The sequence below is a fragment of the Autumnicola musiva genome (assembly GCF_031846585.1).
Taxonomy (GTDB): domain Bacteria; phylum Bacteroidota; class Bacteroidia; order Flavobacteriales; family Flavobacteriaceae; genus Autumnicola; species Autumnicola musiva.
The window spans coordinates 119015-130692 of record NZ_JAVRHK010000009.1; the positions used below are offsets into that span (position 1 = coordinate 119015).

Below are 11678 nucleotides of genomic sequence, written 5' to 3' on the forward strand. Positions count from 1 at the left end.
CAAAAGTTTAAAGCATGTTGAGGAGAATGTTTTTCTCCTTCTGTACAAAATACCTTATTTTTAAATCATGGAGAAGAAAAATGAAATGGAGAAGAGAGGTTTTGTATTTAAGAAATACGAAGAACCCTTTAAAACCCCTTTTGAAAAACTTTTTGAAATTTTCAAAGAATTAATCACCCATACTTCCGGTGATCTGGATGAAGCTCTGGACTGGCTTCAGCAGCTGGACGATGAATATAAACTTACTGACGATGATTATACTATAGAGGATTTTATAGAAGATCTGAAGAAGAAAGGCTATATAAAAGAAGAAGTAGATCCTGAAGAAGGTGGTGGCATGGTAATTACTGCAAAAACTGAACGTGCTATTCGCCAACAGGCCCTGGACCAGATATTTGGCAAACTAAAGAAAGGTACTTCCGGAAACCATCGTACCAACAGTATAGGGAGAGGAGATGAACATACCGGCGATTTCCGGGGTTACCAGTTTGGTGATTCATTAGACAGTATTTCTATGACTGAAAGTCTTAGAAATGCACAAATCAACAATGGACCGGGAGATTTTAATATGACCCAGGATGATCTTGTAGTGGAGGAAACCCACTATAAATCCCAGATGAGTACTGTTCTCATGATCGATATTAGTCATAGTATGATTCTCTACGGGGAAGACAGGATTACTCCGGCCAAAAAGGTAGCTATGGCGCTGGCTGAACTTATCACCACGCGATATCCTAAAGATACGCTGGATATTCTTGTATTTGGAAATGATGCCTGGCCTATTTCTATTGCAGATCTTCCTTATCTAAAGGTAGGCCCATACCATACCAATACGGTAGCAGGTATGCAGTTGGCTATGGATCTCCTTAGAAGAAAAAGAAATACCAACAAGCAAATTTTTATGATTACAGATGGAAAGCCCAGCTGTATAAGGGAAAGGGATGGTTCGTACTATAAAAACAGCATGGGACTTGATCCATATATTGTTGATAAGTGCTATAACACGGCCCGCCAGGCGAGAAAATTGCATGTTCCAATTACAACCTTTATGATTGCCCAGGATCCGTACCTTACCCAGTTTGTGCGTGAATTCACAAATGCCAATCAGGGCAAGGCATTTTATACCGGATTAAAAGGTCTTGGTGAGATGATTTTTGAAGATTATGAGGCCAACCGTAAAAAAAGAATCAGAGGTTAAACCCAAATAAAAAACTATGAAAATTGAAAATATAAAAACCCTTGGCGCATTAAAAAACGCCGGGTATACGAGTAAGAGTGTAAAAGAGGAGCTTCGGCAAAATCTTATTAAGAAAATTAAAAACAATGAATCTGCTTTTGAAGGAATTCACGGTTATTCCAATACAGTTATTCCCGAGCTTGAACGTGCAATTCTTTCTAAGCATAATATAAATTTGCTCGGATTACGTGGACAGGCAAAAACGCGGCTGGCGAGATTAATGGTGAATCTTCTGGATGAATATATTCCGGTAGTGGAAGGGTCGGAAATAAATGATGATCCTTTAAATCCTATTTCCCGTTTTGCGAAAGAATTGCTAAAAGAAAAAGGGGAAGACACCCCCGTTAGCTGGATTCACAGGGAAGAGCGGTTCTTCGAAAAACTGGCAACGCCAGATGTTACCGTGGCCGATCTTATTGGCGATGTTGACCCGATTAAAGCAGCAAATCTCAAGCTAAGTTATGCTGATGACCGTGTAATTCATTTTGGAATGATCCCAAGAGCTAACCGGAGCATCTTTGCAATTAATGAGCTTCCCGATTTGCAGGCAAGAATTCAGGTTGCTTTATTTAATATTTTACAGGAAGGGGATATTCAGATTAGAGGTTTTAAGCTAAGGCTCCCACTGGACCTTCAGTTTGTATTTACTGCCAACCCTGAAGATTATACTAATCGTGGAAGCATAGTTACTCCCCTGAAGGACAGGATTGGCTCCCAGATTCTTACTCATTATCCGGAAACTATAGAGATTGCCAAAACTATTACCCAGCAGGAAGCAAAACTGGACAAAAGGCAGGCAGAGCTTGTATATGTGCCGGAACTGGCAAAGGATCTTTTAGAGCAAATTAGCTTTGAAGCACGTGACAGTGAGTTTATAGATGAAAAAAGTGGTATTAGTGCCCGGATGAGTATTACTGCCTATGAAAATTTACTAAGTGCTGCTGAACGTCGTAGTTTAAAATCCGGCGATAGTAAAACGCTGCTTAGATTTGGTGATTTTCTGGGGGTGATCCCGTCAATTACCGGAAAGGTGGAACTTGTATACGAAGGAGAACAGGAGGGAGCATCAGCTGTAGCTATGGAGCTTATAGGCGATGCAGTAAAAACAATTTTTCCTGAATATTTTCCAAAAATTGAAAAACTTCAGAAGGCAGAAAATAGAAGTCCGTATGATGATTTAGTGGAATGGTTCTTTGAACAGAGTGGATTTGAACTGCCCGATGATCTTTCAGACGCTGAATATAAAGAGAGACTGGATTCTATAAAACCCTTAAATGATTTAATGCAAAAATATCAGCCTGAACTCAGCAATGAAGAAAGCTATTTCTTTAAAGAATTTTTGCTGTGGGGGCTTGTAGAATACAAAAAGCTTAGCAAGCACCGTTTCTCCCAAGGAGTTCAGTTTAAGGATCTCTACGGAAGTTATATAAGTGGTTTGTAAAAAAAAATTTCCGAAAAAAATAAAAAATACCTGATCTCATTACAGATCAGGTATTTTTTTTTCCTCCTGGTGAGAAATTAATAATTATTAATGGAAAGCTGTTGTTTTGTTTTTTTTACATATAAAATTATATAATTTTATCAGCAGTTTAGCCAAAACAATGCGAACAAGTAAAACCCATAGTAGCCAATTTTTCTCTACCGGAATTTCTGTTTTCGGAATTACTACTATGATTATTACCCGTATTACCCCTTTGGGGTAATTTGTATATAAACTTCCGTCCGTACCTATACCTGGTAAAAACTTATTTCCAATATTTCAACTTTTTTAATTAGCATAAATCATGAATATCCTAAAATTCGGAGGTTCTTCTTTAGCATCTCCAGACCGCATAAAACTAGTAGCTGAAACAGTTCAGGAGCATTTAAAATCAGGTTCAACTGTTGCCGTCTTTTCTGCATTTGGTGGTGTTACCAATGACCTTTTGAATATGGCAGAACTGGCTTCCAGGGAAGATGATTCTTATAAAGAAATCCTTTTAAAAAATGAAAAAAGGCATTTAGAAGCAGTAAAGGAATTAATTCCCGTACAATCGCAAAGCGCCATTCTTAGTAAAATTAAATCTGAATTTAACCGTTTAGAAACTTTATATGAAGGTGTATATTTGCTTAATGAGCTTTCCAATAAAACGCGGCATGTGGTTTCCGGATTCGGAGAAATTCTTTCTTCCCTAATTATAACCGAATATTTTAAGAGCCAAAACACCAATGTACTTTTTGCAGATTCCCGGGAACTTGTGGTTTGCAGAAATGTGAGTGAAAAAGTACAGGTGAATTACGAACAAACTTACGCCAATATTCAGAATTATTTTAAAAACTCCAGGAGTGATCTTTATGTGGTGCCAGGTTTTGTAGCTAAAACAACCCAGGGAGTTCCCAGTACCCTGGGGCGCGGAGGATCAGATTTTACTGCCTCCATATTTGCCGGTGCCCTTGAAGCAGAGGAAGTGATTATTTATACCGATGTGAACGGAATGTACACGGCCAATCCAAGTCTGGTTCCGCAGGCTTATCCGCTAAAAAATATTTCCTATGAAGAAGCAATGGAACTATCCCATTTTGGTGCCAAGGTTTTATATCCGCCCACTTTGCAACCATTATTGGACAGGCAAATTAAGATACATATAAAAAACACTTTTAAACCTAAGGAGGATGGGACTGTGATTTCCAGGTCCAGCAAAGAAAATTTTCGTTGGGTTACCGGGATTACGCATATAGACTCCATAAAATTATTAAATATAGAAGGTTCCGGAATGGTGGGAATTCCCGGTTTTTCCAAGCGCTTTTTTGAAGTGCTGTTCCAGGAGAATATTAATGTAGTGCTTATCACACAGGCTTCTTCAGAGCATAGCATTTGTATTGCGGTAAAAGATGATGAAGCCGAAGCTGCAAAAGAAGCTCTGGATGCAGCTTTTGAATCAGAAATTGAATATAAAAAAATTAAGCCTGTTCAAATTGAAGAAGATGTGGCAATTATAGCTCTTGTGGGGGACAGCATGAAGAGCCACCATGGCCTTAGCGGAAAGATGTTCAGCGCACTTGGGAATAATAATATCAATATAAGGGCAATTGCGCAGGGTTCTTCGGAAAGGAATATATCTGCCGTTATCGCTAAGAAAGATGTCAGGAAAGCGCTTAATACCTTACATGAGCAGTTTTTCGAAGTGCCTTCAAAGGAATTGAACCTTTTTATCACCGGTGTTGGGAATGTAGGAAGTAAATTGCTTGCCCAGCTGAAACAGCAGGAAAATTACCTGCTCGAAAAATTAAGGCTGAAGGTAAGGGTTCTGGGACTTTCCAATTCCCGAAAAATGTATTTTAATGAAGACGGCATAGACCTAGGAAAATGGCAGGAACATCTGGAAAGCGGTGATCAGGCAAATAAGCAGGAGTTTTTTGATAAAGTGAATAAACTGAATTTGCGCAACAGCATTTTTGTAGATAATACAGCCAGTGCCGAAATCGCATCATGGTATAAAGAATATCTGGCAAATTCAATTTCGGTGGTGACCTGTAATAAAATTGCCTGTGCCGACGATTTTGTCAATTATCAGCAACTGCAAAATCTCGCCCGGGAATATGGAGCTTCTTTTCTTTACGAAACTAATGTTGGTGCAGGATTGCCAATTATCGATACGTTGAAAAACCTGATGGCTTCCGGAGATCGTATTCAAAAGATCCAGGCGGTACTTTCAGGCAGCCTTAATTTTGTGTTCAACACTTATAAAGCTAAAGATCCTTTTTATAAAACAGTAGAAATGGCCATGGAGCAGGGATATACTGAGCCCGATCCCAAAATAGATCTAAGTGGAGTAGATGTAGCACGAAAAATCCTCATTCTTGCCCGGGAAAGTGGAAAGGAAATGGAACTTGAAGATATAGAACGCGAAGATTTTCTATCTGAAGAAAGCCTGAATTCAGAAAATAATGAGGAGTTTTTCAAACTTCTGAAGCAGGATGAATCTAAATTTCAGGAAATATTCAACAGTGCAGAACAAAACAACGCGCAATTGAAATATGTGGCCCAACTGGAAAATGGAAAAGCCAAAGTTGGCCTACAGGAAGTAGGAGCCGATCATCCGTTCTATAATCTTAGCGGGAGTGACAATATTGTGCTGTTTTTTACAGATCGTTACAGCGAACAGCCACTTATTGTTAAAGGAGCAGGTGCCGGAGCTGAAGTTACGGCATCAGGGATTTTTGCCGATGTGATACGAATAGGAAAAAAATAGTTATGGAGCAGATAAAAATATTTTCTCCTGCTACGGTGGCAAATTTATCCTGCGGATTCGATGTGCTGGGATGTTGCCTGGACAATGTTGGTGATGAAATGACTATCAGGCAGAATGATCTAAACCAGGTTAGGATAACCAAAATTACCGGCCAGGATTTACCTTTGGAAGCCGATAAGAACGTGGCCGGTGTGGCTGTTAAAGCCCTTCTTGCGGCCGTGGGCAGTTTAAAGGGTTTTGATATAGAAATTGATAAAAAAATTAAGGCTGGTAGTGGGATTGGCAGTAGTGCAGCCAGTGCTGCAGGCGCTGTTTTTGGGGTTAATAAAATTTTAGGAGATCCCTTCAGTAATATGGAATTAATTCCTTTTGCAATGGAAGGAGAACGGCTGGCTAGCGGCAATGCACATGCCGATAATGTAGCGCCGGCACTTTTGGGTGGCTTTAGCCTTGTAAGAAGCTATGAGCCGTTGGAGGTGCTTAAACTACCCACCCCGGAAGAACTCCGCGTAGTGGTATTGCATCCGCTTATTGAAATTAAAACCAAAGATTCAAGATCAATTCTAAGACAAAGTGTAAGCCTGAAAAAAGCGATTAGCCAGTGGGGTAACCTGGGGGCATTGGTAAGTGCACTTTATACTGAAAATTATGGTCTCTTAGGCCGCAGCCTTCAGGATAATATTGTGGAACCGGTAAGGTCTATTCTTATTCCTTATTTTGATGAGCTGAAGAAAATTGCTGTGGAAAACGGAGCACTTGGATTTGGAATTTCAGGTTCGGGGCCCTCTGTTTATGGCATGTGCAGAGGCGATAAAAATGCTGAAAAAGTAAGAACGGCCATACGGGATTTTTACAAATCCAAAGACATAGATTTTGAACTACATCTTTCTGAAATAAATAAGGAAGGAATAAAAATATTATCATGAATTATTTCAGTTTAAACAACAGGGAGCATAAGGCAAATTTTGAACATGCAGTAGTTCGTGGGCTGGCTCCCGATAAAGGTTTGTACTTCCCTGAGAAAATAGGTAAACTGCCAAAAAGTTTTTTTGAGCAGATAGGTTCCCTTAGTAAAACAGAAGTTGCTTTTGAAGCCATTAAAAATTATGTGGGAGAGGAAATTCCGGAGAAGAGACTTAAAGATATTCTCGCTCATACTCTGGATTTTGATTTTCCTGTGGTGCCGGTAGAAGAGAACATCAGCAGTCTGGAACTTTTTCATGGGCCAACATTGGCGTTTAAAGATGTGGGAGCAAGATTTATGGCAGGTAGCCTGGGCTATTTTGTTGAAAAAGGCAAAATAGAAAAGCTTACTGTGCTTGTAGCCACCTCCGGAGATACAGGAGGTGCGGTGGCTAATGGATTTTTGGGAGTTGAAGGAATTGATGTGGTAATCCTGTATCCTAAAGGAAAAGTGAGTGAAATTCAGGAAAAACAGCTTACCACTTTGGGGCAAAATGTCACGGCGCTTGAAGTAAACGGTGCTTTTGATGAATGTCAGGACATGGTGAAGAGGGCATTTCTTGATGATGAGATTCAGCAGAAAAGACCACTTACTTCAGCAAATTCCATCAACGTGGCGAGATGGCTTCCGCAAATGTTTTATTATTTTCTTGCATACAGGCAGTTAAAAGATAAAGGCCGAAAATTGGTATTTTCGGTACCCAGTGGAAATTTTGGGAATATTTGTGCAGGTATACTGGCAAAGGAAATGGGGCTGCCCATAGACCATTTTGTGGCTTCTAATAATGCCAATAATGTGGTAACACGCTATCTTACAAATGGTAATTATGAACCTAGAAACAGTGTGCAAACCATTTCCAATGCAATGGATGTTGGTAACCCCAGTAATTTTGTAAGGGTGCTGGAAATATTTGAGAATAAATTTGGAAACCTGAAGAAGCACCTTTCTTCTTACAGTTTTGATGATCTTGCCACTAAAATGGCCATTAAAGAAGTTCATCAAAAAACAGGTTATACCATGGATCCACATGGTGCGGTGGGATATCTTGGACTTCAGGAGTTTTTAAAGCACCGGCAGGATTATCACGGAACATTCCTGGAAACAGCACATCCTGTAAAATTTATGGAAACTGTTGAAAGTGTAATAGAACAAAAAGTTCAAATTCCGGCGGTAATTGATAGCATTTTGGATAAAAAGAAAAAAACTCACCAGATTAGTGATTATGATGAGCTGAAAAACCATCTTCTTCAGTAAATTTATTTTATCAAACCTCACAGGTTTTTAAAACTTGTGAGGTTTTATATTATATAGTATTGATAATTGCCATTTTTAGAGGTGCACTTTTTTTTCGGACCGTGAATCGTTTTATGTTATAGAGCTTTAATAACACGCTCTAAAGTTATTTCACCTACACAATTTTCTAAAGGCCCACAAGGATCAAAATCGAATAACAATTCTTCTTTATCTATTGAAAAATCACAACTCCATTCTACATCTTCCTGGATTAATTCCAGTTCATCAAGGCTTACAAATTCTGAAGCTTCAGTGTTAGAATTCCATTGATCATAAATTAAATTCATGCGATTACCTTCAGTAGTAAAAGTACCTTTCATTTGCATACTATAACCTTCAATAGTATTGGTACTGGTGTTTCTTAAGAAGGTGTAACTTTCAAAAGTTTCATCATCCAAAAATTCAAACTGCCGTACATAATCATAATCTTCGTCTTCCAGATCGGGATAATCTTCATTACTTATTTCATAAGTTTTTTCCCAAACTCCAAGTATTTCCTCACCGTTTGGCATTATATTGTTATCATCATTAGAGCAGGAAAATAGAACAAGAATAGTCATTAGGCTAAGCAATCTTTTCATAATTAGGTTTTTGTTATTTCCTTATAGATGCTTTGAACCCAAAAAGGTTGCGCCATGCTCATCAATATTTAGCAGATGCTCCTTCCGTAGGAAGTGTCTTCTGAATAAACTCCCGAATATCGTCATTTGCATTTTGAAGGTCTTCATTTCGAAGATACATCATGTGCCCGCTGCGGTATCCTTTAAAATTTAGCCTGTCTTTCATCTTACCACTTGGGTCAATTTGCCACAGGGAATATTTAGCATTAAAATAGGTCGTGGCACCATCAAAGTAGCCGGACTGGATCATTACATCCAGATTTGGATTTTGTGCCATGGCCTGTCTAAGGTTATCACCAGAATTATTTCCCGTCCTGTCCCAGGGATGTACAGGGCCAAACATGAAATATTTTAAATCGGTTTTAAAATTTAGCTCTTCACGTAAATAATGATTAATTGCCGGAGTAAAGGAATGTAACCAGGAAGTAAGTTCCGCATTATAATCTGGTGAATCTCCCGCTTCTTTTTCATCTAAACCTAAATATCGTGAATCCAGACGGCCAATGGTATAGCCGGATTTATTCCTTAACAATTCTTTCCAGAAATACCTGATTGGTACTTCCAGATTATTCTGAAGGATTATCTCTTCTGATATTCCTGAATATTCTGCCATTTGTGCTGCAATCTCCTTTCTGTTAGATTCTTCTGCAAAACCTCCTTTTACAAGTACGGGAAGTACTTCATTAATGGCATAAGCTTCCACTTCAGGTAATAATTCTTCCAGATCACGGTTTTGAAGTCTGTCAGGCAGGGCTTTGTGGTACCACGCAGCAGCGGTAAAATAGGGCAGGCGATTGGCTACTTCCACAGGGCCTTCCCGCTCTATTCCTAATTCTGTAGGAGATACAAGAATAACTCCGTTCAAATACATCCACTGGCTGTTTTGTAGTTCCAGTGCAAGCCCGGACACTCTTGTGGTACCATAACTTTCACCTATGAGGTACTTGGGGGATAGCCAACGGCTGTTTCTGGTAACAAATGTGTTTGTCCATTCTGCCAGGTAAGAAATATCAGCATTTACTCCGAAGAATTTCTCCCGGTCCACTTTTCCGTCAGCATCTGGAATTGGTCTTGAATAACCTGTATTTACCGGATTAACATATACAATATCTGCCACATCTAAAATTGAATACGGGTTTTCCTCTATTCCATAAGGCTGAACGGGAAAACCTTCATCATCAATTTTTAAAACACGTGGGCCGGTGTAGGCGATATGCATCCATACAGAAGCTGAACCGGGGCCGCCGTTAAAAGATATAACTAAAGGCCTGTCTTCGGTATTTTTTACATCGCTTCTTTTATAATAGGTGTAGTAGAGGCTGGCAATTGGTTCACCATCCTCATTCCAAACCGGCTGCATTCCCGTAGTGGCAGAATAATCTATATTTTGGCCTTTAATCCTTACCGAGTGTTCAGTTACTACAGTGGTATCCTTTGGAATTTCTATATTTTGGGCGAAAGAGGTAATAGATAAAAAAAGCAGAAACAGACTTGCAAGGTTCTTCATTTAAATAGATTTTAGATTTAGAGCGAAAAATACTTCTATTCCAAGTAACACACAAGCGCGAATATAAAGATCAACTACTTCTTAATTATTCAGCTTTCATCTTTAAAGATTATGATGTAGCTTAATATTATCCCACCGCCTGCGGCCAGAACAAAAAGGATTATTGCCAGCCCCGGATAGCCAAAAATGTTAAATTCTGAAGGTACCTGCATAAGCATGGCGGCACCTATAATAGTAGCCGCTATAATGAGCCCCAGCGTTATTCTGTTGGCTACCTTTTGAAAACCGTCCGTTACACGTTTTTCATCAATGGCATCAACATGTATTTTCAGCTCGTTGTTGGCAAGATTTTCAGAAATTTTATTTAGACGTTCCGGCATATTTTCAGCCAGTTTCTTGGATTCAAGAAGCATGGAAAAGAAATTTTCCGGCTTTAATTCTTCATAAGCTTTGGTACGCATAATTTTCTGAACATGCTTTTGTATGGCTTTTTTCAGGTCAAAATCAGGATCGAGAATAGCCACCAGCTGGTCCATGTTCAGCAGGATTTTGCCGAGTATATTAATTTCCACAGGAAGATGAATACCACATTCTGCTGCAAGCCTGTTAAGCTGAATAAGCAGCCTGCCTGTTTGCAAATCTTTGGCAGTGCTATGCTCACTATCCATAATGAGATCACTGATGGTCTTTTGAAAAATTTCAATATCGGCAAGTTCATCGTATTTGCTCATTTTGAGCAAAATATTCGCAGTTTCCGAACCATTTGTGGTACTTATAGAAATGAGTAACTGCAGGATATATTCCTGCATTTGGAGAGTGAATTTTGCTACCATCCCCAGATCTATAAGGGCAATTTTATCATTTGCGGTAAATTGCACATTCCCGGGATGCGGATCGGCATGAACAAACCCGTCAATAATGATTTGTTGTAAATATGCCTGTACCAGTTCATCTGCCAGCGGACTATAATCTACCTCGAGCTGCTTTAACGGGGAAAGTGAGGTAATCTTCTTGCCCTGGATGTATTCCATGGTTAGAACCTTGCCTGTACAATAATCATTTATGGGTTGCGGAACAACAAGGTGCCTGTATTTTTTTAAATTTTGCCCAAGGGTTTCCAGGTTTTTCGCCTCACGGTTATAATCTAATTCCTGTAGTAATATTCGCCTTAATTCTTCCAGGACTTGATCAAAAGAATATCTCCTGGCCATCTCGGTATGCTTAACGGCTAAGCCGGCAAGCTCACGCAAGGTATCCAGATCTTCAAGAAATTTTAACCTTATTCCCGGGCGCTGCACTTTTACCGCCACAGGCTGGCCGGATCTTAAAGTAGCATAATGCACCTGACCTATAGAAGCACTTGCCAGTGGTTTTTCTTCAAAAGAACCAAAAGCTTTGGAAATTCGGGTACCCAGTTCTTCTTCTACAATGTGGTGTACTTCTTTATAAGAAATAGGCGGCACATCATCCTGTAAAGTAGCCAGTTCCTGCAGGTAGGCATCAGGAAGCAAATCGGGCCGGGTTGAAAGAAGTTGTCCTAATTTTATATATGTAGGCCCCATCCTTTTTAGATCTTCTACAAGTTCTTCAGGGGTCTGGTCAAAATCTTCATTCTCCTGGCCTTCTTTATTGTTCGTAACCTGGGAAGCAGTACTGCGAAAGAGGTCACTATGCCAGTACTTCAGCATAAAACTGATAAACTTCCGGTATCGGAGCATATTGTTAGGTAAAACAGACATAAATATTGTTTTGGTTAAGCGCCGGTCTTTTAGAAAACAATATACAAATTAGGTGCTTTATGAAAAACAGGTTAGTTTCCGGTTTT

Annotated in this window: 8 protein-coding genes; 5 read left to right on the forward strand and 3 right to left on the reverse strand. The window is 39.4% G+C overall.

The features are described from left to right. Positions 1-67: 67 nt before the first annotated feature. The 5 genes from RM539_RS12945 to thrC all read left to right on the forward strand — a co-directional run bounded on the left by RM539_RS12945 (position 68) and on the right by thrC (position 7687). Complete coding sequence (locus RM539_RS12945; RefSeq protein WP_311503831.1) at positions 68-1198, forward strand: vWA domain-containing protein; 1131 nt, start codon at positions 68-70, stop codon at positions 1196-1198. A 16-nt stretch (positions 1199-1214) separates the two neighbouring features. After that, positions 1215-2678 (forward strand): magnesium chelatase, encoded by a 1464-nt coding sequence (locus RM539_RS12950; protein ID WP_311503832.1) that lies wholly within the window; start codon positions 1215-1217, stop codon positions 2676-2678. Positions 2679-3021: 343 nt separating this feature from the next. Further along, positions 3022-5469 (forward strand): bifunctional aspartate kinase/homoserine dehydrogenase I, encoded by a 2448-nt coding sequence (gene thrA / locus RM539_RS12955; RefSeq protein WP_311503833.1) that lies wholly within the window; start codon positions 3022-3024, stop codon positions 5467-5469. Between the two features lie 2 nt (positions 5470-5471). After that, positions 5472-6395 (forward strand): homoserine kinase, encoded by a 924-nt coding sequence (locus tag RM539_RS12960; protein WP_311503834.1) that lies wholly within the window; start codon positions 5472-5474, stop codon positions 6393-6395. Further along, complete coding sequence (gene thrC / locus RM539_RS12965; protein WP_311503835.1) at positions 6392-7687, forward strand: threonine synthase; 1296 nt, start codon at positions 6392-6394, stop codon at positions 7685-7687. Before RM539_RS12960 ends, thrC begins: the two co-directional genes overlap by 4 nt. A gap of 116 nt (positions 7688-7803) precedes the next feature. Here thrC and RM539_RS12970 read toward each other — a convergent pair whose 3' ends face one another. From RM539_RS12970 to RM539_RS12980, 3 genes are all read right to left on the reverse strand, one after another. After that, positions 7804-8307: a hypothetical protein gene (locus tag RM539_RS12970; protein WP_311503836.1), complete on the reverse strand. Its 504-nt coding sequence runs from the start codon at positions 8305-8307 to the stop codon at positions 7804-7806. Between the two features lie 61 nt (positions 8308-8368). Further along, positions 8369-9853: a S10 family peptidase gene (locus RM539_RS12975; RefSeq protein ID WP_311503837.1), complete on the reverse strand. Its 1485-nt coding sequence runs from the start codon at positions 9851-9853 to the stop codon at positions 8369-8371. Between the two features lie 89 nt (positions 9854-9942). After that, positions 9943-11592, reverse strand: coding sequence for an ABC1 kinase family protein (locus RM539_RS12980; protein ID WP_311503838.1), 1650 nt, complete (start codon positions 11590-11592; stop codon positions 9943-9945). Positions 11593-11678: the final 86 nt, after the last annotated feature.